We start from the raw sequence: 22,357 nt of genomic DNA on the forward strand, positions 1-22,357 counted from the left end.
CCGAGCGCGCCGTCGCCTCGGTGGTCGCCCCGCTCTACACCGCCCGCCTGCGCGGCGAATTCGACCGCCAGGGCGCCTTCATCTACCTCGACCAGTTCCTGCCGAAGGACGCCCATGGGCGCCTGGCCGAGCTGGCGCGCGAACTGCTGCCCGAGCTGAACCGGAACTACCTGCCCGGCCACAAGCAGGGCGGCAGCGTGAGCCGTCACAAGATCGACGAGAAGGCGCCCTTCATCGCCGAGCTGTACCGCTCGAAGGCGCTGATCTCGTTCCTCGAGAAGCTCACCGGCGACACGCTGCAGGTCTCGCCCGCCGACGACCCGCACGCCTACGCGCTCTACTACTACACCAAGCCGGGCGACCATATCGGCTGGCACTACGACACCTCCTACTACGACGGCCGCCGCTACACGCTGCTGATCGGCGTGATCGACCAGTCCTCGTGCCGGCTCGACTACGAGCTGCACACGCGCAACCCGGCGGTGAAGGACGAACCGGGTTCGGTGCAGATCGCCGACGGCGGCATCGTGCTGTTCGACGGCGACAAGCTGCGCCACCGCATCACGCCTATGCTGGAAAACGAGCTCCGCGTGTCGCTGACCTTCGAATACGTGACCGACCCCGGCATGCGGCCCTGGAAGCGTTTCATCTCGAACATGAAGGACGCGATCGCGTATTTCGGCTTCCGCCAGGTGTTCAAGCAACTCGCCACGCGCCGTCCGCCCCAGCAGAAATGACTCGTGCCGGCCTTATCCTGCTGTCCATCGGGACGGCATTGTTCATTGCCCTGCTGTCCTGGCAGGGCTTCGGCGCGGTCGTGTCGACGCTCGCCACGGCCGGCTGGGGCCTGCTGCTGGTGGCCGCCTTCCATCTGATCCCGCTGGTGGTGGACGCGCGCGCGATCGCCGTGATGTTCCCGCGCGGCACGCCCGGCGTCTCGCTGCGCGACACGCTGTTCGCGCGCTGGGTGCTGGAATCGGTCAACAGCCTGCTGCCGGCCGGCCAGATCGGCGGCCCGGTGCTGATGGCGCGCTACCTGTCGCAAAAGGGCGTGCCGATGCCGCGCGCGGCGGCCGCCGTCACCGTCAGCACCACCATGCAGGCGCTCGCGCAGATCGTGTTCGCGCTGGCCGGCATCGCGATCTTCAGCTTCGGCGCCAACAGCGCGGCCGCCGCGCACCTGCGCACGCCGGCCCTGATCGCCACCGCCCTGCTCGCCGCCTGCGCGTTCGGCTTCTACCTCGCCCAGCGCCGCGGCCTGTTCGGTCGCGGCCTGCGCATCGTCTCGAAGGCGCTCGGCCCGCGCGACTGGCCCTCGCTGGCCACCCGCGCCGACGCGATCGACGCGGCGGTCGGCGAGTTGTACGGCAAGCGCGATCGCGTGATCTCGACCTTCTGGCTGAGCTTCGCCGGCTGGGTGCTCGGCACCGGCGAAGTGTGGCTCGCGCTGCATTTCCTGGGCCACCCGGTCAGCTGGGTCGACGCGCTGCTGCTGGAAAGCGTCGGCCAGGCGATCCGCGGCGCGGCCTTCATGATTCCCGGTTCGCTCGGCGCGCAGGAGGGCGGCTACCTGCTGCTCGCCCCGCTCGTCGGGCTGCCGCCGGATGCCGCGCTCGCGCTCTCGCTCGCCAAACGCGCGCGCGAGCTCGCGTTCGGCCTGCCCGGCATCCTGTACCTGCATTTCAGCGAAAGAAACTGGCAGCGGCGCCGTTCGCCGCAGCTCGCGGATTAGGAGCCGTTCGACCCGATATCGACGTCAGGCGGCCCCTCGGCCGGACCCTCTTCCGGCCATGTGACAATCATTGCGTGGAGTAATCAATGCGAGCCATCATTCTCGCCGCGGGCCTCGGCCTGCGTCTGCAACTGCCCCCCGAGGCGCAATATCCGAAGTGCCTGCTGCGCTTCGACGAGGTGAGCCTGCTCGAGCGCCACCTGCGCCTGCTCGAGACGCTCGGCGTGACCGAGATCGTGCTCGCGCTGGGCTTCCAGCACGAGAAGGTCGAGGCCGAGCTGGCCCGCCTCGGCCGCCAGGCCGAGATCGTCCTGAACCCGCGTTTCGACCTCGGCAGCGTGCTGACGGTGCATACCGCGGCCGAGGCGCTCACGCGCGGCGGCGACGTGCTGCTGATGGACGCCGACGTGCTCTATGACGACAGCATCATGCAGGCGCTGGTCGCGAACCCGGAGCAGGCCGTCGATCGCCTGCTGATCGACCGCGACTTCGAGGCCGGCGACGAGCCGGTCAAGCTCTGCGTGAAGGACGGCGTGCCGGTCGAGCTGCGCAAGCAGCTGGCCGTCGACCTCCAATACGACACCATCGGCGAATCGGTCGGTTTCTTCCGCTTCAGCGAAGGCACCGCCCGCCGTCTCGCCGAGATCGTGGCCGGCTATGTCGATTCCGGCCGCGCCAACCTGCCCCACGAGGAAGCCGTGCGCGACCTGCTGCTCGAAGGCGGCCGCGACTTCGACGTCGCCGACGTGACCGGCGCCCCGTGGATCGAAATCGACTTCCCCAACGACGTCGCGCGTGCCCGCGACGAAGTTCTGCCGCTGATTCAGCGCAATACCGTAGGAGCCGCACGATGAACGCACGCGAACCCAATTTCACCGAATCCCGCGCGGCTCGGCTGCGCCGCATGCTGACCAGCAGCAACCTCGAATTCCTGATGGAAGCGCACAACGGCCTGTCGGCGCGCATCGTGCGCGAGGCCGGCTTCAAGGGCATCTGGGGCTCGGGCCTGTCGATCTCGGCCGCGCTCGGCGTGCGCGACAACAACGAGGCGAGCTGGACCCAGGTGGTCGACGTGCTCGAGTTCATGGCCGATGCCAGCGACCTGCCGATCCTGCTCGACGGCGACACCGGCTACGGCAACTTCAACAACATGCGCCGCCTGGTGCGCAAGCTCGAGCAGCGCGGCATCGCCGGCGTGTGCATCGAGGACAAGCAGTTCCCCAAGACCAACAGCTTCATCGACGGCGAGCGCCAGCCGCTGGCCGAGATCGACGAGTTCGCGGGCAAGATCAAGGCCGGCAAGGATTCGCAGACCGATCCGGACTTCTCGATCGTGGCGCGCGTCGAGGCGCTGATCGCCGGCTGGGGCATGGACGAGGCGCTGCGCCGCGCGCATGCCTACGCCGATGCCGGCGCCGACGCGATCCTGATGCACAGCAAGCTGTCGCGTCCGGACGAGATCCTCGAATTCGCGCGCCAGTGGAACAACCGCGCGCCGATCGTGATCGTGCCGACCAAGTACTACAGCACGCCGACCGACGTGTTCCGCCAGGCCGGCATCAGCACCGTGATCTGGGCGAACCACCTGGTCCGCTCGGCGGCGGCCTCGATGCAGGCCACCGCGCGCGACATCTTCGAGAACCAGACCCTGGTCAACGTCGAGGACCGCGTCGCCACCGTCAACGAGATCTTCCGCCTGCAGGACGCCGACGAATACTCGGCGGCCGAGCGCATCTACCTGTCCTCCTCCTCGCGTTCGTCGAACTCGGCGGTCTTGCTGGCCGCCAGCCGCGGCAAGGGCCTGGAGGCCGTCACCGAGGACAAGCCGAAGGTGATGCTGCCGATCGCCGGCAAGCCGCTGCTGCGCTGGCTGGTGGACGGCTTCAAGAAGGAAGGCGTCAACGACATCACGGTGGTGGGCGGCTATCGCGCCGACGCGATCGACACCGCCGGCATCAAGCTGGTGGTCAACGAGCGCCACGCCGAAACCGGCGAACTGAGCTCGCTGGCCTGCGCGCTCGAGCGCATCAAGGGCGACACCATCGTCTCCTACGGCGACCTGCTGTTCCGCAGCTACATCGTGCGCGACCTGGCCGAGAGCGATGCCGAGTTCACGGTGGTGGTCGATTCCTCGCTGACCGATTCGCCGAACCAGAGCGTGCGCGACTTCGCGCTGTGCTCGGCGCCCGACGATCGCGGCCTGTTCGGCCAGAAGATCACGCTGCAGCGCGTGGCCGGCGACGCCGGCAACGGCGCGCCGCATGGCCGCTGGGTCGGCCTGCTGAACGTGCGCGGCGCCGGCGTGGAGCGCCTCAAGGCGACCATCGCGAAGCTGCAGGCACGCCCGGACTTCGACCAGCTCGACATCCCGGCCCTGCTCAACGCGCTGGTGGAAGCCGGCGAGCAGATCTCGGTGCAATACGTGCACGGCCACTGGCGCGGCGTGAACGACCTCGACGAATTCCGTCGCGCCGGCGACTTCGCCCACGGCCAGACGCCGCTGGCCAACGGCGCCGCCGCCGGGGACGCGCAATGATCGAGGCAGCCCAGTTCGTCGAGGCCGCGCGCGAGCGCGGTTTCGACTGGTACGCGGGCGTGCCCTGCTCGTACCTGACGCCGTTCATCAACTACGTGCTGCAGGACCCGACGCTGCACTACGTGTCGGCCGCCAACGAGGGCGACGCGGTCGCCCTGGTGGCGGGCGCCACGCTGGGCGGGCGGCGCGGCATCGCGATGATGCAGAACTCGGGCCTGGGCAACGCGGTCAGCCCGCTGACCTCGCTGACCTGGACCTTCAAGCTGCCGCAACTGCTGATCGTCACCTGGCGCGGCAAGCCGGGCGAGCACGACGAGCCGCAGCACGCGCTGATGGGGCCGATCACGCCGCAGATGCTCGACACCATGGAAATCCCTTGGGAGCTGTTCCCGACCGAGGCCGACCAGATCGCCCCGGCGCTGGAGCGCGCGATCCGCCACATGGACGAGACCGGCCGGCCCTACGCGCTGGTGATGCAAAAAGGCAGCGTGGCCTCGTATCCGCTCAAGGATGCGCCGATGCCGGCGCCGCGCGCGCAGGCGGCGACGCCCGTCTCGGCCCGCGCCGCGGCCGCCGAGCAGCCGACGCGCCAGCAGGCGCTGGCCGCCGTGATCGAGCGCACGCCGCTCGACTCCACCGTGGTGCTGGCCTCGACCGGTTTCTGCGGCCGCGAGCTCTACGCGCTCGACGATCGCGCCAACCAGCTCTACATGGTCGGCTCGATGGGCTGCGTGACGCCGCTCGCGCTGGGTCTGGCGCTGGCGCGCCCGGACCTGACCGTGGTGGCGGTGGACGGCGACGGCGCCGCGCTGATGCGCATGGGCGCGTTCGCCACGCTCGGCGCCTATGGCCCGGGCAACCTGGTCCACCTGCTGCTGGACAACGGTGCGCACGAATCGACCGGCGGCCAGTCGACGGTTTCGCCCTGCGTCTCGTTCGCGGGCGTGGCGGCGGCCTGCGGCTACGCCTCGGCGCGCGAAGGCGGCGACCTGGGCGTGATCGACGCGCTGTTCGCCGAGCCGGCCGACGGCACGCGCTTCGCCAGCCTGTCGATCCGCGCCGGCGTGCCCGATGGCCTGCCGCGCCCGACCGTGACGCCGGTCGAAGTGAAGGAACGTCTGATGCGCCACATCGGCGCGGGAGCCCAATGATGCTGCTGCTCAACCCCGGCCCGGTCACGCTGACCGAGCGCGTGCGCCAAAGCCTGCTGCAGACCGACCTCTGCCACCGCGAAAGCGAATTCTTCGACCTGCAGGACGAGGCGCGCCGCCGTCTGGTGGCCGCCTACGAGCTCGATCCGGCCGAATGGCAGGCGGTGCTGATGACGGGTTCGGGCACCGCCGCCGTCGAAAGCATGATCGCCGCCCTGGTGCCCGAGGACGGCAAGCTGCTGGTGATCGAGAACGGCGTGTATGGCGACCGCATCGCGCAGATCGCCAGGCAATACCGGATCGCCCACGAGGTGCTGAAGCACGAGTGGATGGAAGCGCCCGACCTCGGCCGCGTCGAGGCCGCGCTGGCCGCCGATCGCGCCATCACGCACGTCGCGGTGATCCATCACGAAACCACCACCGGGCGCCTCAACGCGCTGGGCCCGATCGCCGAGCTGTGCCGCCGGCATGGCGCGCGACTGCTGGTGGACGGCGTCAGCAGCTTCGGCGCCGAGGCGATCGACTTCGCCGACGGCGTGACCGACGCGGTGGCCGCCACCGCCAACAAGTGCCTGCACGGCGTGCCCGGCGCGGCCTTCGTGATCGTGCGCGGCGCGGCGCTGGCGCGGGCCGCCTCGCGCACCTACTACCTCGACCTGGGCCGGCTGGCCAAGCTGCAGGCGCAGCGCAACACGCCGTTCACGCCTTCGGTGCATGCCTATTACGCGCTGGTCGAGGCGCTGCGCGAGTTCGAGGACGAAGGCGGCTGGCAGGCGCGCCACGCGCGCTACCAGGCGCTGGCCGACCAGGTCCGCGACGGCCTGGCCGCGCGCGGCATGCCGCTGGTGCTGCCCGACGGCGAATCCTCGGTGGTGCTGCGCGCCTACAAGCTGCCGGTGGGCGTGGCTTACGAGGCGCTGCACGACGGCCTCAAGGAACGCGGCTTCGTGATCTACGCCGGCCAGGGCGGCCTGTCGGCCTCGCTGTTCCGCGTCTCGACCATGGGCGCGATCTCGCCGGCCGATGTCGACCGGCTGCTCGACGGGTTTGGCGCGCTCACGCGCTGAGCTCCGAACGGCGCGCGACGCCGGGCGCAAGCCACGATAAAACGGGTGCCGAACGGCACCCGTTTTGTTTTGCGGCACGCCTGCCCTGGAGACCGCGAGCGCCGACGCGCGAATCGATGCCCTCGATTGAATCTCTTTTTTGAAACAATTCGGATACCTATAATCTCCGCTCGATGCGCCGGTCGCCGCATGCATCGGTTCGCATCGACGCTCCCCGTCGCGTTTTCACGGGGGTGCGCCCCCTACACCATCCTTTAGAATCACGAAACGTGTGGTACCGGCCGCGGCCGGTACCACGGCCATCCGCGCGAGCGCCCGCATCCAGTCGTATCCCTGCCGCATTCCATGACCGCTTCCCCGACGCTCCGCCTGCCCGCCGCGCTGCGCACGCTGTTCCGCCCGCTGCTCGATCCCTATCGCCGCTACCGCCACGCCAAGCTGATCCATGCCGCGCGCGTGGCCCTCAGCGTGCTGGTGTCGATCGCGCTGTCCACCGGCCTGAACATCCCGCATGGCGAGTGGTCCTCGATCACCGTGCTGATCGTGATCGGCGGCCTCCAGCATCACGGCAATATCCGCAAGAAAGCCGCCGAGCGCGCGCTCGGCACCACCATCGGCGCGGTGGCCGGGCTCGCGCTGATCGTCCTGCAATCCGCCCTGCAGTGGCCCCTGCTCACCTACCTGGTGATCAGCGTGCTGTGCGGGATCTGCGCCTACTACGCGATCGGCAAGGCCGGCTATATCGCCCTGCTGTCGGCGATCACGATCCTGATCGTGGCCGGCCACGGCGACAACGAGATCGTCGACGGCCTCTGGCGCGCCGTGAACGTGATCGTCGGGATCGGCATCGCGCTGGCCTTCTCGTTCGCGCTGCCGCTCTATGCCACCTATTCGTGGCGCTACAAGCTCGCCGACGCCCTGCGCGCCTGCGCCGTGGTGCATGCGCGGATCGTCGCCGACAAGACCGTCAGCGATACCGCCCACCTGAAGGAGATGGCCGCGTTGAACGCCTTGCTGGTGCAGATGCGCTCGCTGATGCCCTGGGTGTCGAAGGAGACCGACATCACCATGGCCCAGCTCGACGCGATCCAGCGTTCGCTGCGGCTGGTGATCAGCTCGCTCGAGATGCTGGCCAGCGTGAAGCCGGCCGACGGCGACGTGGATGGCCGCCGCTACGTGCAGACCACGCTGCGCGGCCTGAACCGTCGCATCCACGGGCTGCTGATCGGGCCCAGCCGCGCGCTGAAGTTCGGCACGCTGGCGCGCCTGCATCCGCTGCCGGCGATCAGCGTGCCGCAAGGCGCCGAGGTGCCGGCCCAGCTTTCCGGCTTCGTCTCGATCGACGACAAGATCGCGCGCGAATGCGACCTGATGCGCCAGCGGCTGCAGGACGTGTCGATGCAGTGGAATATCTGAGACGGTCGACGCCACCAGCGGGCGCGCCGGCTACCTGGAGGAACGCCATGAATCGAGCAGCGAAACCGGCCGAGGCGGCCCCGGCCGGCGCATCCGACCTGATCGACGCGCGCATCGCCGAACTCGGCGACTGGCGCGGCCGAACCCTGGCGCGCATGCGCGAGCTGATCCGGCAGGCGCTGCCCGAGGTGGTCGAGGAATGGAAGTGGATGGGCACACCGGTCTGGTCCAGCGACGGCATCGTCTGCACCGGCGAATCCTACCGGGCCGTGGTCAAGCTGACCTTCGCGAAAGGCGCCTCGCTGCCGGATCCGGCCGGGCTGTTCAACGCCAGCCTGGACGGCAAGGTGCGGCGCGCGATCGACCTGCATGAAGGCGCCGGCATCGACGAAGCTGCCTTCATCGCCCTGCTACGCGAAGCGGCCGCGCTCAACGCCGCGGCCGCCGAGGCGAGGAAAACCCGGCCGAAGCGCCCGCGTTAAGCGCCAACCATAAGCGCCGCGGCGGCGCCCCGCCCCGCTCGATATCAATACCGCGACAGGCGATTCCCGCCGTCGATCCGCACGCGATCGCCGGGCTGCCAGTCGCCGGCACCGGGCACGTCGAAGCCGCGCATCGAGCCGTCGGAGAGCCGCACGTCGATCCGGTAGCCGCCCGGCGCATTCATCTGCTGGCCGACCTGGTTGCCGAGCGCCGCGCCGCCCAGCGCGCCGATCACGGTCGCCGCGCCGCGGCCGCGGCCATGGCCGATCTGGTTGCCGAGCACGCCGCCCACCAGCGCGCCGACCACGGTTCCCGCCACACCCGAAGGGCTGGTCGAGCCGCCGATCGGCCGGATCGCGGCCACGGTGCCGTATTGGGTGCCGTAGGCGGCTTGCGGATAGGCGGGCTGGCCGTAGCCGGGTTGTCCGTAGCCGGGCTGGGCGCCCGACGCCGGTGCCGAAGGTGCGCCATAAGGCGGCTGCGCATAACCGGGCGGCGGGCTCTGCGGCGGATAGGCCTGCCCCTGCCCATCCGCGCCCGGCGGCTGCGCGCCGTAACCGGGAGGCTGGGCACCATAGCCCGACTGCTGCCCGCCGTAACCGGGTTGCCGCGACGGATACGCGGGCTGCCCGCCATAACCGGGCTGGCCATCTTGCTGCCCCTGGTCATAGGCACCGTCATCGGGCGGCGGCGCGGCATCGGGCGGCGGATAACCGTTCGGCTGTCCATAAGGCGCCTGCTGCGCGCCGCCATAACCCTGGCCGCCATCGGATTGCCGCGTGGCCGGCGGATAGGCCTGCCCGCCGTTTTGCCCATTCGGTTGCGTGTACAACGGATTCGCCTGGCCGCCGTAAGACGGTTGCGGATAACCCGGCGCGTCGGCACCGCGCTGCGGATAGGCCGGCTGCGCGGGATTCGCCGGCTGGCCGTAGACGGGCGGCTCATTGTCATCGTCCTGGCGATAAGCCGGCGGCGCATAGGCCGACGGATCGCTGCCGTAACCCGGCTGCCCATACGCCGATTGCGCCAGCAGCCACGACCCGTTCGCACCGCCGTCGAGCCCGGCCGCCAGGGCCGATTGCATCGGCAACAAGGCGGCGGCCGCGAGCGGCACGCAGCAGGCCGCACGGATCAGCGCCGGAGCGGGATGCAAGGCGAACACACGCGAGGCGCGGGAAAAACCGGGGAAACGGGAGACACGCGAGGGCATCGTCGTAACGGGCCTCGACGGCCCGCGATCGGGAAAACGGCATGAGTATAGGGAACCCGCGCGCCCGGATCGGCATGGATTCGGGTAAGCATCTGTAAAGTCTGTTGCGGCCGCGAACGCGACGCGCGCGGGGCTTCGGCATAATGGCGCCACACCGGTCGCGCGGCCGCTTGCGCGCGCGACCGCCCCTCCTCCCTGCCTCGGAGCACGCCGCATGTACCCACCGATCGAACCCTACGCGCACGGCATCCTCGACACCGGCGACGGCCATCGTCTGTACTGGGAGCGCTGCGGCACGCCGGGAGCGAAGCCGGCCGTGTTCCTGCACGGCGGCCCCGGCGCCGGCTGCGGCGAGAATCATCGCCGCCTGTTCGACCCGGCGCGCTACGACGTGCTGCTGTTCGACCAGCGCGGCTGCGGCCGCTCCACGCCGCACGCGAGCCTGGAGAACAACACCACGCAGCACCTGGTGGCCGATATCGAGCGGCTGCGCGAGATGGTCGGCGTCGAGCGCTGGCTGGTGTTCGGTGGCTCCTGGGGCAGCGCGCTGTCGCTCGCCTACGCCGAAACCCATCCCGAACGCGTCAGCGAGCTGGTGGTGCGCGGCATCTTCACGATGCGGCGCGCGGAACTGCTCTGGTACTACCAGGAAGGGGCCTCCTGGCTGTTCCCCGATCTGTGGGAAGCCTTCCTCGCGCCGATCCCCGAAGCCGAGCGCGGCGACCTGATGGCCGCCTACCATCGCCGCCTGACCGGCGACGACGAAGCCGCCAAGCTCGCGGCCGCGCGCGCCTGGAGCGTCTGGGAGGGCCGCACCATCACCCTGCTGCCGAACCCCGCCCTGGCCGCCCACTTCGACGATCCGCACTACGCGCTGGCCTTCGCGCGGATCGAGAACCATTACTTCGTCAACCGCGGCTTCGTCGAGGAAGGCCAGTTGCTGCGCGACGCGCACCGGCTGGCGGGGATTCCCGGCGTGATCGTGCAGGGCCGCTACGACGTCGCGACCCCGGCCCGCACCGCCTGGGACCTGTCGCGCGCCTGGCCGGAAGCGAGCCTGGAAATCGTGCCCGATGCGGGCCACGCCTACGACGAACCGGGCATCCTGCGCGCCCTGCTGGCCGCCACCGACCGCTTCGCGCGAAGCTGACGCAGCGGCCGAACCGCCCCCGGCGCCTCGGCTCGCGTAAAATCACAGGGTTTTTGTCCGCGCCGTGGCTTTCGCGCATCACGACGCGCCACGCTTTTTTGACCGACGCAGGATGTGGTCAGGATCGAGCGCGCGGCGCCCCCTTCAGCCTTGCCTGCCCGTTGCCGACATCCCGGATATCGGCCCGGTCGGCATCGCGGCTGTTTTTGGTCTGCAAGCATTCAAGCAACAAGAGGTCATGCCGTGCTGGTCGGTGAACGTTTCAATAGCATCACGCATGGAGTCGGCGCGCTGATGTCGATGGCCGGACTGGCCACCCTGGTGACGATGGGCGCGCTCAAGGGCGACCCTTACCGCGTGGTCAGCGCGGCCGTGTACGGCGCGGCGCTGCTGGTGCTGTACGCCGTCTCGACGCTCTATCACAGCGTGCACCAGCCGCGCCTCAAGGCCATCCTGCAGAAATGCGACCACTCGGCGATCTACCTGCTGATCGCCGGCAGCTACACGCCCTTCACGCTGATCACGCTGCGCGGCCCCTGGGGCTGGACGCTGTTCGGCGTGATCTGGGGGCTGGCGCTGTTCGGCATCGTCCAGGAACTCACGCTGGGACGCAGGACGCGCATCATCTCGATGGTGCTCTACGTGCTGATGGGCTGGCTCGGCGTGATCGCGCTGCGCCCGCTGGTGGTGGCGATGTCCTCGGAAGGCGTGGCCTGGCTGCTGGCCGGCGGCGTGCTCTACAGCGCCGGCATCTACTTCTTCATCAACGACGAGCGGATCCGCCACGGCCACGGCATCTGGCATCTGTTCGTGCTGGGCGGCAGCCTCTGCCAGTTCATCAGCGTCGCCGCCTACATCATGTAGCGCCGACGGCCGGGCGCGCCGCGCTCAGTCCAGCCGCTGCACGCGCAGCAGCGAACAACACCAGGCATAGGTCGATTCGACGTGGGCCAGCATCGCGGCCCGCGCGCGTTCGCCGTCGCGGGCGCGCAGCGCCTGCAGCAGCGGCGCGTGGTCCATCGAGGCGATATTGAGGGGGTGCCGGACGATCGGCAGCGAGTCGTAGATCCGCCCGAAGGCCTCCTGGATCGCCCGCTCCTGTTCGATCAGATGCCGCGAGCCGGTGGTTTCGGCGATCAGCACGTGCAGCCGCGCATCGGCCAGGCGCCGCGCGTCGGTATCGAGGATGTCGTCGACGAAGTCCTGCGCGAGCGCCGCGAGTTGGGCCAGTTGCGCATCCGTGGCACGCAGCGCGGCCAGATGGCAGGCCTCGCCCGAGATCGCGCGCCGCCAGTCGGACAGGCTGCGCAGCTCCCCGGCGCTGAAGCGCGGCTCCAGCGCCATGCTGCGCAGGCGCTCGCGGATCTCGGTCGACACGAAGGTGCCGCCGAAACGCCCGCGCGTGGTGTTGACCAGCCCGAGATCGCGCAGCACGCCGAGCGCCGTGCGCAGCGCCATGCGCGCCACGCCGAAGTGCTGCGCGAGTTCGACCTCGTCGGGCAGCTTGTCGCCGGCCTTCAATTCGCCTGCGCTCAGCGCCGCGAGAATCCGGTCGACGGCCGCCTCGGGCGCGTTCATGCTGCTCGCCGGCTTGCCGAATCTGGCGGGGAGACGCTCGGGCATACCTCGGGATCGATTGAGCTGACAAAAGAATCAACGCGCAGTATGGCATGAGGGCATGCCCGGAAACATCTCCGGGCTGCGTTCGCGTCGCGATTTGCGAAGCCGGGCGCCGCTTCGCGGCGGCGGCCCGGTGCCCCGTCCACCCGGCCCGGCAGCTCAGCGCAGGTCGCTCAGCATCTGCTCGGCGAGGAAATCGCAGGGCGGGCGCGCCGACTTCGCGCTGCGCGCCAGCACCACCTCGACGTCCTCCAGCGGCGGCAGGCCCTCGGCCTCGCCCAACTGCATCAGTTGCGCCGGCACGCTGCAACGCGCCAGCGGCGCGATCGCGAGCCCCGCCTCCACCATGCTGATCACGCCCAGCAGGCTCGGGCTCTCGTAGGACATGCGGTAGCGGATCCCGGCCTGGTTCAGCGCGCCGACCGCCCGCGCCCGCGCCGCGCTGGCGTGCCCGAACACGGCGATCGGCAAGGGCCGCTCCTCCCAGATCGGGCGGTTGTCGGGCAGCGCTGCCCACACCACCGGCTCGTGGCGGATGAACTCGGCCGACACGCCGCGCGTGCGCGTCATGCAGGCCAGGTCCACCGTGTTGTCCTTGATCAGCGGCACCAGCGCGCTGCTGGGCAGGCCGATCACGCGGATCTCGACGCGTGGATGCGCGATCGCGAACTTGCGCAGCACCGAAGGCAGCAGCGTGGAGACATAGTCGTCGGGCACGCCGATCGTCACGCGGCCGCGCACCTCGGGCCGCACCACCGAGGCCCAGGCTTCCTCGCGCATCGCCAGCATGCGCCGCCCGTAGTCGACGATCATCCTGCCCTCGTGCGTGATCGACAGCTTGCGCGTGCTGCGCGCGAACAGCGGCTTGCCGAGCGCCTCCTCCAGCGTCCTGATCTGCATGCTGAGCGCCGAGGACGAACGGTGCACGGCTTCGGCCGCGCGCACGAAGGAGCCCGTGTCGGCGATCGCCACCACCATTTCCAGTACATCGAGATCGAGCTGTTTCATATTCGTCAGAAAAGCTGAGTAATTTTTTCAGTTTAATCCGTTTTACGCGTCGAAACGACTGGCCGATACTGGCCTCATCGACACCATGCAAGACAGCAGGGAAGGCGCAAATGGGAACCATGATCGAATTCGTCGCGGTGGGCGGGATGCTGGCGGTCACGCCGGGGCCGAACATGGTCTACGTGATGTCGCGCTCGGTCTCGCAGGGCCCGCGCGCGGGCCTGACCTCGCTGGCCGGCGTGATGCTCGGCTACCTGACCTACATGTTCGGCGCCGCCTTCGGCCTCACCGCGATCTTCCTGACGATTCCCGGCGCGGCGCGGGTGCTGGCGGCGGCCGGCGCGCTCTACCTGCTGTACCTGTCCTGGCAGGCGTTGCGCCCCGGCGGGCGCTCGCCGTTCGAGGTGGATGCGCGACAGGCCGAACGGCCGCGCCGCCTGTTCGTGATGGGCGCGGCCACCAGCCTGCTCAATCCGAAGCTCGCCATGCTGTTCCTGTCCCTGCTGCCGCAGTTCATCGATTACCAGGCCGGCGACGTGTTCCGCCAGTCGATGCTGCTCGGCGCCTCGCTGGTGGGCGCCTTCGCGGCGGTCAATGGCGCCGTCGCGATCGGCTCGGGTTCGCTGGCGGGCTTCCTGGCGAAGCGGCCGAACTGGCTACGGGCGCAGCGATGGGTGATGGGGCTGATGCTGTTCTCGCTGGCCGCGAAGATGGCGCTCGATATCTGGCGCTAGGCGCCCGCCGCGCTCGCGGCGAAACGACAATCGCTTGAAAAATCCACCACCCCGCGTGGCGCCACCGCCGGGCACGACGGCGGCATGCCGTTTGCTCTCCTTAGCGGTTCCGGCATGTCGATGCCGCAACCGAGCAAGGAGGATGTCATGGCAGGCAAACTGAACGATTGCAGGATCGCGATTCTCGCCGTCGACGGCTTCGAACAGGTCGAGCTGACCGAGCCGCAACGCGCCTTGCAGGCCGAAGGCGCCAAGGTCGAGGTGATTTCGCAGAAAGCGGGCGAGATCCAGGGTTTCAAGCATGTCGACAAGGGCGATCCCACCAGGGTCGACCGCCTGTTCGACGAGGCGCGCGCCGACGACTACGACGCCGTGGTGCTGCCGGGCGGCGTGGTCAACGGCGATGCGATCCGGATGATTCCGGCCGCGCGCCGCTTCGTCAGCGAGGCGCATGCCGCCGACAAGCCGATCGCCGTGATCTGCCACGGCGGCTGGCTGCCGGTGTCGGCGGGCATCGTCAAGGGTCACCGGATGACGAGTTGGCCCAGCTTGCAGGACGACATCCGCAACGCGGGCGGCGAATGGGTCGACGAGCGCGTGGTGCGCGACGGCAACCTGATCACCAGCCGCAAGCCCGACGATCTCGATGCCTTCGTCTCGACCCTGGTCGAGTGCCTGGTGGCCAGGCGCGGCGGCAAGCAAGGCAACGCGAAACGCCACGCCTGAGCGCCGGCGTGCCGGCATGCCGGCATGTCTCAAGGCGCCGGAAACAGGTGCTCGCACATGAAGTCGACGAACACGCGCAGCTTGGGCGATAGCTGGCGGCTCGACGGCCACAGAATCGAGAACTGTCCCGGCGCGATCGAATGCGGCTCGAGCACCTCGACGAGCGAGCCGGCGGCCAGCGCGTCGCGCGCCAGGAAGTCGGGCATGAAGCCGATGCCGAAGCCGGCGATCACGGCGCCGCGCAAGGCTTCCATGTTGTTGCAGGTCATCGCGCAGCGCAGGTTCGGCGGCTCGCCGCCGTCGGGCAGCAGGCTCCAGGGCTGCAGCTTGCCGGTGGTCGGGAAGCGGTAGCGCACGCCCTCGTGCGCGGCGAGATCGGCCAGGCCGCGCGGCACGCCCGCACGCGCCAGGTAGCCGGGCGAGGCGCACAGCACGAAGCGAAACGGGCCGAGCCGGCGCGACATCAGGCTCGAATCGCTGAGCTGGCCGCTGCGGATCACCGCGTCGAAGCCGCCTTCCACCACGTCCACCAGCCGGTCGTTGAAGTCGAGATCGAGTTCGATGTCGGGATAGCGCGCGCTGAAGGCCGGCAGCACCGGCAGCAGGAAGCGATAGCCGATCACCGGCAGGCTCACGCGCAGGCGGCCGCGCGGCGTCTGCGCCGAGGCCGAGAGCGTCGCCTCGGCATCGCGCAATTCCTCCAGGATGCGATGGCAGCGCTCGTGGAAATGACGCCCCTCCTCGGTCAGCGTGACGCGCCGCGTGGTGCGATGGAACAGGCGCACGCCGAGCGAGCGCTCCAGCCTGGCGATGGTCTTGCCGACCGCCGAGGCCGAGATGCCGAGCTTGCGGCCGGCCGCCACGAAGCTCAGGGTTTCCGCCGTGCGCACGAAGGCGACGATGCCGTTCAGATTGTCCATGTCGCTTCGACCCCGATCGCTTGATCACATTGCGGAATATAAATCCCTTATCTGTGGAATCCCAGCCTGTTTTTCGTCGATTGATTCCCGAATATCGTTGGTCGCTCCAGATGCCGGCCATGTCGACCGGCCGGCATCGCCCCCTCCAGGAGCGAACATGCCTTCCCCGACCTCTCCCGATTCCACCCGCCGGCTGCTGGTGCTCGGCGCCGTGTGCATGGCGGCGCTGGCCCTGCCGCTGGCCTTCTCCGGCGGCGCCGTCGCCACGCCGGCGATCGGCCGCGACCTGGGCGGCAGCCCCGCCGCGATCGCCTGGATCACCAATGCCTTCATGCTCAGCTTCGGCAGCCTGCTGATGGCGGCCGGCACGCTGGCCGACCGCTTCGGCCGCCGCCGGCTGTTCGCCTTCGGCGTGGCCGGCTTCACGCTCAGCTCGGCCGCGCTCGGCTTCGCGCCCTCGATCCTGGCGGTCGACCTGCTGCGCGCAGCGCAGGGCGTGGCCGCCGCCGCGGCGCTGGCCGGCGGCACCGCCGCGCTGGCCCAGGAATTCGACGGCCATGCCCGCACGCGCGCCTTCAGCGCGCTGGGCACCACCTTCGGGATCGGCCTCGCGTTCGGGCCGGTGATCGCCGGCGCGCTGATCGAACGTTTCGGCTGGCGCGCGATCTTCGCCAGCGGCGCGTTCGCCGGCGCGCTGGCGCTGGGCTTCGGCGTGCCGCGCATGCGCGAATCGCGCGACCCGCAGGCGCGCAGGCTCGACCTGGGCGGCACGCTGAGCTTCACGGCCGCGCTCGGCGCCTTCACCTGCGGCGTGATCGAGGCGCCCTCGCTAGGCTGGACCTCGCCCGCCGTGGTCTCGCTGCTGGCGGGCTTCGTGGGGTTCGCGCTGCTGTTCGTGCTGATCGAAACGCGCAGCGAGCGGCCCATGCTCGACCTGACGCTGTTCCGCTACTCGCGCTTCGTCGGCGTGCAGTTGCTGCCGATCGCCACCTGCTACTGCTACATCGTGCTGCTGGTGCTGCTGCCGCTGCGCTTCATCGGCGTGGACGGCCACGACGAGATCCACGCGGCCTGGCTGATGCTGGCGATCTCGGCGCCGATGCTGGTGGTGCCCTTCGTCGCCGCGACGCTGACGCGCTGGATGTCGGCCGGCACCATCTCGGGGATCGGCCTGGCGCTTGCCGCGCTGGGCCTGCACCTGCTGAACGGCGCGCTGCGCGAGAGCGCCGCCGACAGCGCCGTGCTGCTGCCGATGCTGGTGATCGGCACCGGCGCGGGGCTGCCATGGGGCTTGATGGATGGGCTGTCGGTCGGCGTGGTGCCGAAATCGCGCGCGGGCATGGCGGCCGGCATCTTCAGCACCACGCGCGTGGCCGGCGAAGGGATCGCGCTGGCGATCTCGGGCGCCGTGCTGGCCGCGTTCGCCCAGCGTGACCTGCTGAGCGCGATACCGGCCGCGCCTTCCGCCGTGGCCGACGCGGCCGCGCGGCTGGCCACCGGCGATCTCGCGCAGGCGGCCTTGCGGCTGCCGGACGTCGGCGCGGCGGGCCTGCGCGCCGCGTATCACGCCGCGTTCGCGCACCTGCTCGACGGGCTCACGACGATCACCCTGCTCTGCGCGCTGGCCGCCTTCGCGTTCCTGAGCCGGGTGCGCGTGGCGGAGGACGCGGCCGAGGTCGCATCGCCCGAATTCCGCGCCGGGCACGCCGCCGAACCCGGCGATGCCGCCCGCCCCCTGGCCGACGCGGGCCAGTCCCGGGCCTGATGTCATTTGAACGGACAAAATGCGGCCCGCTTGGCAAGGGCTGCGTTTTTTCTTATGATGTGCACTTGCATCCAGAGTCGGGTTCCCCGACGCCAACCTGCCTACCCGGGCAAGGTGGACGCCACCAGGCGATGCGGCCGATAGTCGGCAACGAAGCGGGAGCGGCCCAGCCGGCACCGGTTCGAATTCAGTCAGTCACCGGAGCTTGCATGCAGCAGAATCCTCGCCTTTCCCCCCTTGCCGACCTGATCGCCGATTCCTCGCCGTGTCTGCCGGGCTCCCGCCTGATCCACCTGTTCCAGATCGTTTCCTCCGCCAGCCAGGATGCCGTCGCGCGCGTTTCCAGCTTCCTTTCGGAACAAGGCGCGCCGCTTGGTGAACCGCGCGTGTCGCGCTGTCGCGAACTGCTGACCCAGACCATCGTGCTCGACGGCATCGGCGAGCGCCGCGCGCGGCTGCTGCGCGAGCAGTTGCTGGCGCTCGACGGCGTGCTGCGGATCCGCCTCGAGCACCGTTTCGTGCGCGCGGATGCGGGCGACGACGCGCCGGACTACGACGACTGCCGCCCGGCCTGCACGGCGGCCTGAGGCATCACGCGCCCGAACGCGCCCCGCCCGCGGCCCTCGATTTCGTACTTCGACGATCGTGTTTCGGATCCGTCCGACATCCGCTGCCGCCGGATTTCCGTAAAGTCACGAACATCAGGACATCACCAACCGGCCGCAAGATAGGGCGGACGCACGAACTCGTAACGTGCCGAGTTGCTGGCGTAAGCAGCATCCCATTGCGACCAGCCCCGCTTCGAGATATCGAGCGGGGCTGGTTTTTCGATCCGGTCACGGTTCGGCGTCACCCGGCGCGCACGCGCCGGGCACCGATCACTGAATGGCGATTCAGAAGTTGTAGGCGTAGACGGCAGCCGATTTGCAGGTTTTTCCGGCATTCGACGTGTCATCACACGGCGCCGCCACGTACATGATCGTCGCCTTGCCGCGTCGATTGATATCGACATTGACCTGGATGCCGGAAGTGGAAACACCTTCCGCAATCACCGTCCTGCTGCCCCACCCGGCACCGAAGCCGAAATGCGCATAGCTCAATTGGTCTTTCGCATCGGGAGTCTGGTACTTGGACTTGGTGGCGGCGACAAACACGGCGTCACCGCCGGCACTCATCGCCACGGCGGAACTCCACACATTCATGTCGTCCGCAATGCCGAGACTCGATTTCAAATCGGCGGGGCGACTCCATGCGGCGCCAGCCAGGGACTGACTCCACCAGTAATGCGTGCCGCTGTCGTTCGAACTCGCCCATATCGCCAAGGCGTTCCCGGAATCATCCATCAGCAGCTTCGCGCCGGACAAGGCGCCATTATTTCCCTCCGGAGTCACATCCAGCACGTCGGTCTGCGCCTGAAAGCTCGGCAACTCGCTCAGGCGCGTCGCCATGAGCCGACATTTACCGGCGGAGGTCACATCCCCCCAAAGGACAGTCGCCTTGAACTTGCCTGACGCTTTCGCTTGCAGAAGACTGGATCCGCATATCGAGGAATACGTGGGCGAGCTACCCGCGGCGTTCAACGTGCTGACCTGGATATTGCTGGCGGGGACCGTATAGCGCGGCGGCGTCTCGAGCATCGCACCGAGTATCGACGACGTGAAATTGCCCGGCTGCGCCGTTTCCTGCCAGAAAAGATAACCCGTGCCGGTGTTGCCAGCGGAATTCCTGGGCGGTTTCGCGTAGACGGTATTGAAAACCGACGTGCCCCCTGACGGCATGGGGCTTCCCGTCGGCGACATCGGCACCGTCTGAACCCCGGTCGTCTTCGCACCGTCCGGACTCAGCCGGAACAACTCGGCGGGTACCGCGCGATTCTGTGAACTGGAGCCGAGGAGATCGTAGCCGCGAACGGAAATCAATGCCGTGCCATCGTCGTCGACCGTGAGATCCGAAGCACCTGGATCGTTTGCAGCGAGTTGTCGCGTCAGCGGAACCGGCTCGGACCATCCGACCGATGGCGTATAAAAATACGCGGCATAAGGATAATCGCCGTCATGGACGCGAGCTTTCATGACAAGCAGGACGCGCCGCCCGGCGGAATTCGCTCGCAGCGCATAAGGGAATCCATCGTCCACCCCGCTTGCCAGCTTTTCCGCAGTCGACCATTGCCCGTCGGCACCGGCAACCGCGGTCATCAGCCTGTCTGCGAAACCATCCCGCCAGGAAGCAAGGGCAATACCGTTGTCATCCAGGGTGACCTGCAGCTTGATGGGAAAGGCAACGAAAGTGCCGTCGGCTTTCAGCCCTTCGTCCCAGACGCGTTGGGTTCCCGCTGCCTGGATGAATCTCGTGGCCCCCGTGGTATTACTGTCTCCTGCTCCAGCATCCTTGGCGCCGCCGGTCGCACCGCCATTTGAATCGCCTCCACCGCCGCACCCCGCGAATGCCACGACGCAGCACACTGCAAGCAGATTTTTCTTTTTCATATTAATTGGGCTTTGATTGAATTGTTATAACGACGAACTACCGAAGATGCTCGAACATCTCGCCCCGCTATCGCCTGCCGTAACGTATGGCCGACACAACTCCCCGTGCCTTGCGCGAATCGATTCAGCCGAGCATGGCTATCGGGCCGAGGCATTCTAGGCGTCGCCCAAATATTACGCAATATTTCCGTAAGCAAGGAAACAATGCAGACGTAATCCGAGGGTCGTGTCGGGCATTGAGGCCGTTTATGAAAATATTCCCGTTTTCGCCGGCACTCTCGGTGGCGTGGTGTCGGAGTCGCATGTCGTCATGGGCGCGGCGGCGCGTCTTTCATCACGACCACCGAACGGTTCAACCGAAATGATGCGACTGCCATATCGAGGCCCTGATACCTAATCGCACGCCCCCAACCCGGCTGAAAAATTAGAAATCCGGATTGCATCGGGATGCAAACTTCTTCCGGTACGATACGCGCTTTGCCAGAAGGCATCCGACCCAGCCGCGCGACCTTGCGTTGCGCCCCGTGCCTTCGCGGATCGCCCTCTTTCGTTACGCCGCCATGTCCATCCCGACCGCGCTTATCGGCATCGCGAGTTTGTCCTGCCTGATGAGCGTCGCCGTTCTCGGCTCGCTGTTCCATGCCCAGATACCGGGAATCCGCCATTGGTGCCTGGCCAGCGGCGTGCTGGCGGCGGTCACCGCGCTGCTCCTGCTGTTCCAGCGCTCGCCGAGCATCATCCTGGGCGCGAGCGCCTTGCTGGTGGTGGCCTCGCTGTCCGCGCTCCAGGGTTTCCGGCGCTTCTTTCACCTGCGTGCCTCCTTGAGCGGCGAATACCTCGCGGTCGGCGCGATCCTGGCCGGGCTGGTCTACTGGACCTACCTCTCGCCCGACATCGATGCCCGGGTCGTGATCATCTCGGCCTTCCTCGGTTATGTGCGCTTCGTCATCGCCTGGCTGGTGCAACGGCATCGGCCGGTGGGCCGGCCGCGATACGGCTATTACTTCGTCTCGGGTGTCGCGCTGCTGGGGGCCTTCGTCCATGTGATCCGATGTGCCGTCTATGGGCTGGGCCTGGCGCACGAAACCGATTTCCTGGAAGCGACGCCCGTCAACGTGGCGTTTCTCGGCATGGCCACCCTGACCTTGCCCTGCCTGTCGGTCGGCATGGTGATGCTGGCCCACGATCGACTGGCCGAGCGCATGGAACGCCTGGCCACCATCGACGACCTGACAGGCGTGTTCGGGCGGCGCGCCTTCATCGCGCGCGCCGAGGCGCTGCTGGGTTCGGCCAGGGGAGCGAAGTCGCCGCTGTCGATCGCGCTGCTCGACATCGACAACTTCAAGGGCATCAACGATCGCCACGGGCATGCGGCCGGCGACCAGGCGCTCGCCAACGTCGCCGCGACGATCTCGCGGGAAATCCGGCAAGCCGATGTGCTGGGCCGCGTCGGCGGCGAGGAATTCGCGCTGCTGCTGCCGCGCACCGGCAAGGAGGACGCGCTGCGCCTGGTCGATCGCCTGCGCGCGATCGTGGCGAGCTCGGCTTCCGAAGGGCCGGCCGCATGCGTGGCCTGCACCCTCAGCGCCGGCGTCGACGAGTTCCGCGCCTGCGATACCCTGGCCTCGGCGATGGCGAGAGCCGACGCGGCGCTCTATGCCGCCAAGGCGAAAGGCAGGAACTGCGTGGTGCTGGCGGGGACGGTGCAGGGCCGGTGGATCGAGCCGGTGGAAACGGCCGTCCTGAATCGCTGCTGAAACGAGGCACCGAGCCCGGTCGGGAAACCGTCATTCGAACCGGAAGCCTCGGCCCTAGCCCCGCTTGCGCAAAGGCTCGAGCATGTCCTTCAAGCCGTTATGGTCGATCTCGTGCATCAGCGCGAGCAGCCGGCCGACCTCCCCGCGCGGGAAGCCCTCCCGGGCCATCCAGTTCAGGTAATGTCCGGGCAGGTCGGCGATCACCCTGCCCTTGTACTTGCCGAAGGGCATCACGAAGCTGACCAGGCGTTCGAGCTCGCTCGCGTCCATGGGCGGCGCGTCAGGCGTCCTTCAGCCAGGGCATCTCCACCGGCGACACCACCAGTTGCCGGCCATCGCGCTTCAGATCGAAGATGAAGCCCACCAGGATCATCGAATCGGCATAGGGGATCGGAAACACCTGCGGATTGTCCGGCGCGAGCAGCGGATGCGCCGGCTTGTCCGCCGTCTGCGCGGCATTCTCGCGGATGCTCTCCAGTTCGTCGGCCATCGCCTGGCCGCTGTCCTTCAGCACGCGGCTACGCAGGTCGCCGAAGGGTTCGATGCGTGCCGCATCCTCGTGGTACTCCGGCACTTCGTAAAGGAACCAGGACATG

Annotated in this window: 21 protein-coding genes, 1 pseudogene and 1 riboswitch; of the genes and pseudogenes, 15 read left to right on the plus strand and 7 right to left on the minus strand. The window is 68.5% G+C overall.

The window, feature by feature from the left end; all coding sequences use genetic code 11:
* The 8 genes from F3J18_RS21185 to F3J18_RS21220 all read left to right on the plus strand — a co-directional run.
* Window positions 1-737, plus strand: a 737-nt coding sequence (locus F3J18_RS21185) for a 2OG-Fe(II) oxygenase (protein WP_166914026.1), incomplete at its 5' end; no start/stop codon positions are given.
* Complete coding sequence (locus tag F3J18_RS21190; RefSeq protein ID WP_025098309.1) at window positions 734-1,732, plus strand: HpnL family protein; 999 nt, start codon at window positions 734-736, stop codon at window positions 1,730-1,732. The genes F3J18_RS21185 and F3J18_RS21190, both read left to right, overlap by 4 nt.
* 86 nt (window positions 1,733-1,818) lie before the next feature.
* Complete coding sequence (locus F3J18_RS21195) at window positions 1,819-2,586, plus strand: phosphocholine cytidylyltransferase family protein (protein ID WP_013690110.1); 768 nt, start codon at window positions 1,819-1,821, stop codon at window positions 2,584-2,586.
* Window positions 2,583-4,268: a phosphoenolpyruvate mutase gene (aepX, locus tag F3J18_RS21200; protein ID WP_025098310.1), complete on the plus strand. Its 1,686-nt coding sequence runs from the start codon at window positions 2,583-2,585 to the stop codon at window positions 4,266-4,268. Before F3J18_RS21195 ends, aepX begins: the two co-directional genes overlap by 4 nt.
* Window positions 4,265-5,419, plus strand: coding sequence for a phosphonopyruvate decarboxylase (gene aepY, locus F3J18_RS21205; RefSeq protein WP_025098311.1), 1,155 nt, complete (start codon window positions 4,265-4,267; stop codon window positions 5,417-5,419). The genes aepX and aepY overlap by 4 nt, the downstream gene beginning before the upstream one ends.
* Window positions 5,419-6,486, plus strand: coding sequence for a 2-aminoethylphosphonate aminotransferase (locus F3J18_RS21210; RefSeq protein ID WP_166914042.1), 1,068 nt, complete (start codon window positions 5,419-5,421; stop codon window positions 6,484-6,486). The genes aepY and F3J18_RS21210 overlap by 1 nt, the downstream gene beginning before the upstream one ends.
* 345 nt (window positions 6,487-6,831) lie before the next feature.
* On the plus strand, window positions 6,832-7,902 hold the full coding sequence (locus F3J18_RS21215; protein ID WP_166914028.1) for an FUSC family protein: 1,071 nt from the start codon (window positions 6,832-6,834) through the stop codon (window positions 7,900-7,902).
* Between the two features lie 47 nt (window positions 7,903-7,949).
* The gene (locus F3J18_RS21220) at window positions 7,950-8,384 is read left to right on the plus strand and encodes a DUF1801 domain-containing protein (RefSeq protein ID WP_025098314.1); all 435 of its coding nucleotides are present in this window, start codon (window positions 7,950-7,952) and stop codon (window positions 8,382-8,384) included.
* Window positions 8,385-8,428: 44 nt separating this feature from the next.
* Here the strand turns inward: F3J18_RS21220 and F3J18_RS38265 are convergent.
* Window positions 8,429-8,875, minus strand: a pseudogene (locus tag F3J18_RS38265) (glycine zipper 2TM domain-containing protein); the annotation flags it as partial.
* Between the two features lie 934 nt (window positions 8,876-9,809).
* Here F3J18_RS38265 and pip point away from each other — a divergent pair.
* Window positions 9,810-10,745 (plus strand): prolyl aminopeptidase, encoded by a 936-nt coding sequence (pip, locus tag F3J18_RS21230; RefSeq protein ID WP_025098315.1) that lies wholly within the window; start codon window positions 9,810-9,812, stop codon window positions 10,743-10,745.
* Between the two features lie 243 nt (window positions 10,746-10,988).
* Window positions 10,989-11,609, plus strand: coding sequence for a hemolysin III family protein (locus tag F3J18_RS21235; protein ID WP_025098316.1), 621 nt, complete (start codon window positions 10,989-10,991; stop codon window positions 11,607-11,609).
* A 24-nt stretch (window positions 11,610-11,633) separates the two neighbouring features.
* On the opposite strand, the gene F3J18_RS21240 is transcribed toward F3J18_RS21235, so the two are convergent.
* Together F3J18_RS21240 and F3J18_RS21245 are read right to left on the minus strand one after the other, a co-directional pair.
* Window positions 11,634-12,368, minus strand: coding sequence for an FCD domain-containing protein (locus F3J18_RS21240; RefSeq protein WP_025098317.1), 735 nt, complete (start codon window positions 12,366-12,368; stop codon window positions 11,634-11,636).
* A gap of 156 nt (window positions 12,369-12,524) precedes the next feature.
* A complete protein-coding gene (locus F3J18_RS21245) occupies window positions 12,525-13,373 on the minus strand; it encodes a LysR substrate-binding domain-containing protein (RefSeq protein WP_025098318.1) in 849 nt (282 codons plus the stop codon).
* A gap of 110 nt (window positions 13,374-13,483) precedes the next feature.
* Between F3J18_RS21245 and F3J18_RS21250 the strand changes: the two genes are divergently transcribed.
* Window positions 13,484-14,107: a LysE family translocator gene (locus tag F3J18_RS21250; RefSeq protein WP_025098319.1), complete on the plus strand. Its 624-nt coding sequence runs from the start codon at window positions 13,484-13,486 to the stop codon at window positions 14,105-14,107.
* Window positions 14,108-14,254: 147 nt separating this feature from the next.
* Window positions 14,255-14,833: a type 1 glutamine amidotransferase domain-containing protein gene (locus F3J18_RS21255; RefSeq protein WP_096752835.1), complete on the plus strand. Its 579-nt coding sequence runs from the start codon at window positions 14,255-14,257 to the stop codon at window positions 14,831-14,833.
* A gap of 29 nt (window positions 14,834-14,862) precedes the next feature.
* Here the strand turns inward: F3J18_RS21255 and F3J18_RS21260 are convergent, their stop codons facing one another.
* On the minus strand, window positions 14,863-15,753 hold the full coding sequence (locus F3J18_RS21260) for a LysR family transcriptional regulator (RefSeq protein WP_098182841.1): 891 nt from the start codon (window positions 15,751-15,753) through the stop codon (window positions 14,863-14,865).
* A 157-nt stretch (window positions 15,754-15,910) separates the two neighbouring features.
* Here F3J18_RS21260 and F3J18_RS21265 point away from each other — a divergent pair, with 157 nt between their 5' ends.
* The gene (locus F3J18_RS21265; protein ID WP_166914030.1) at window positions 15,911-17,518 is read left to right on the plus strand and encodes an MFS transporter; all 1,608 of its coding nucleotides are present in this window, start codon (window positions 15,911-15,913) and stop codon (window positions 17,516-17,518) included.
* A 62-nt stretch (window positions 17,519-17,580) separates the two neighbouring features.
* A riboswitch (SAM-I-IV-variant riboswitch) is annotated at window positions 17,581-17,683 on the plus strand.
* A gap of 44 nt (window positions 17,684-17,727) precedes the next feature.
* Window positions 17,728-18,105 carry a hypothetical protein gene (locus F3J18_RS21270; RefSeq protein ID WP_025098323.1) on the plus strand — a complete coding sequence of 126 codons (378 nt, stop codon included), beginning with the start codon at window positions 17,728-17,730 and terminating at the stop codon, window positions 18,103-18,105.
* Between the two features lie 306 nt (window positions 18,106-18,411).
* Here the strand turns inward: F3J18_RS21270 and F3J18_RS21275 are convergent, their stop codons facing one another.
* Window positions 18,412-20,004, minus strand: a complete 1,593-nt coding sequence (locus F3J18_RS21275) for a hypothetical protein (RefSeq protein WP_152554362.1) — start codon at window positions 20,002-20,004, stop codon at window positions 18,412-18,414.
* Between the two features lie 560 nt (window positions 20,005-20,564).
* Between F3J18_RS21275 and F3J18_RS21280 the strand changes: the two genes are divergently transcribed.
* Window positions 20,565-21,761 carry a GGDEF domain-containing protein gene (locus tag F3J18_RS21280; protein WP_166914032.1) on the plus strand — a complete coding sequence of 399 codons (1,197 nt, stop codon included), beginning with the start codon at window positions 20,565-20,567 and terminating at the stop codon, window positions 21,759-21,761.
* A 54-nt stretch (window positions 21,762-21,815) separates the two neighbouring features.
* Here F3J18_RS21280 and F3J18_RS21285 read toward each other — a convergent pair whose 3' ends face one another.
* On the minus strand, window positions 21,816-22,031 hold the full coding sequence (locus F3J18_RS21285; RefSeq protein WP_013690094.1) for a DUF3820 family protein: 216 nt from the start codon (window positions 22,029-22,031) through the stop codon (window positions 21,816-21,818).
* 10 nt (window positions 22,032-22,041) lie between these two features.
* Entirely contained in the window at window positions 22,042-22,356 is a 315-nt protein-coding gene (locus F3J18_RS21290; protein ID WP_166914034.1) for a helicase, read from the minus strand.
* Window position 22,357: the final 1 nt, after the last annotated feature.

The sequence above is a fragment of the Burkholderia sp. Ax-1720 genome, from assembly GCF_011753035.1.
Taxonomy (GTDB): Bacteria; Pseudomonadota; Gammaproteobacteria; order Burkholderiales; family Burkholderiaceae; genus Burkholderia; species Burkholderia gladioli.

Bases quoted from the DNA above. Each gene is read 5' to 3' on its own strand.
- F3J18_RS21190 (WP_025098309.1), top strand. From the start codon at position 734: ATGACTCGTGCCGGCCTTATCCTGCTGTCCATCGGGACGGCATTGTTC.
- F3J18_RS21195 (WP_013690110.1), top strand. From the start codon at position 1,819: ATGCGAGCCATCATTCTCGCCGCGGGCCTCGGCCTGCGTCTGCAACTG.
- aepX (WP_025098310.1), top strand. From the start codon at position 2,583: ATGAACGCACGCGAACCCAATTTCACCGAATCCCGCGCGGCTCGGCTG.
- aepY (WP_025098311.1), top strand. From the start codon at position 4,265: ATGATCGAGGCAGCCCAGTTCGTCGAGGCCGCGCGCGAGCGCGGTTTC.
- F3J18_RS21210 (WP_166914042.1), top strand. From the start codon at position 5,419: ATGCTGCTGCTCAACCCCGGCCCGGTCACGCTGACCGAGCGCGTGCGC.
- F3J18_RS21215 (WP_166914028.1), top strand. From the start codon at position 6,832: ATGACCGCTTCCCCGACGCTCCGCCTGCCCGCCGCGCTGCGCACGCTG.
- F3J18_RS21220 (WP_025098314.1), top strand. From the start codon at position 7,950: ATGAATCGAGCAGCGAAACCGGCCGAGGCGGCCCCGGCCGGCGCATCC.
- pip (WP_025098315.1), top strand. From the start codon at position 9,810: ATGTACCCACCGATCGAACCCTACGCGCACGGCATCCTCGACACCGGC.
- F3J18_RS21240 (WP_025098317.1), bottom strand. From the start codon at position 12,368: ATGCCCGAGCGTCTCCCCGCCAGATTCGGCAAGCCGGCGAGCAGCATG.
- F3J18_RS21245 (WP_025098318.1), bottom strand. From the start codon at position 13,373: ATGAAACAGCTCGATCTCGATGTACTGGAAATGGTGGTGGCGATCGCC.
- F3J18_RS21250 (WP_025098319.1), top strand. From the start codon at position 13,484: ATGGGAACCATGATCGAATTCGTCGCGGTGGGCGGGATGCTGGCGGTC.
- F3J18_RS21255 (WP_096752835.1), top strand. From the start codon at position 14,255: ATGGCAGGCAAACTGAACGATTGCAGGATCGCGATTCTCGCCGTCGAC.
- F3J18_RS21260 (WP_098182841.1), bottom strand. From the start codon at position 15,753: ATGGACAATCTGAACGGCATCGTCGCCTTCGTGCGCACGGCGGAAACC.
- F3J18_RS21265 (WP_166914030.1), top strand. From the start codon at position 15,911: ATGCCTTCCCCGACCTCTCCCGATTCCACCCGCCGGCTGCTGGTGCTC.
- F3J18_RS21270 (WP_025098323.1), top strand. From the start codon at position 17,728: ATGCAGCAGAATCCTCGCCTTTCCCCCCTTGCCGACCTGATCGCCGAT.
- F3J18_RS21275 (WP_152554362.1), bottom strand. From the start codon at position 20,004: ATGAAAAAGAAAAATCTGCTTGCAGTGTGCTGCGTCGTGGCATTCGCG.
- F3J18_RS21280 (WP_166914032.1), top strand. From the start codon at position 20,565: ATGTCCATCCCGACCGCGCTTATCGGCATCGCGAGTTTGTCCTGCCTG.
- F3J18_RS21285 (WP_013690094.1), bottom strand. From the start codon at position 22,031: ATGGACGCGAGCGAGCTCGAACGCCTGGTCAGCTTCGTGATGCCCTTC.
- F3J18_RS21290 (WP_166914034.1), bottom strand. From the start codon at position 22,356: ATGTCCTGGTTCCTTTACGAAGTGCCGGAGTACCACGAGGATGCGGCA.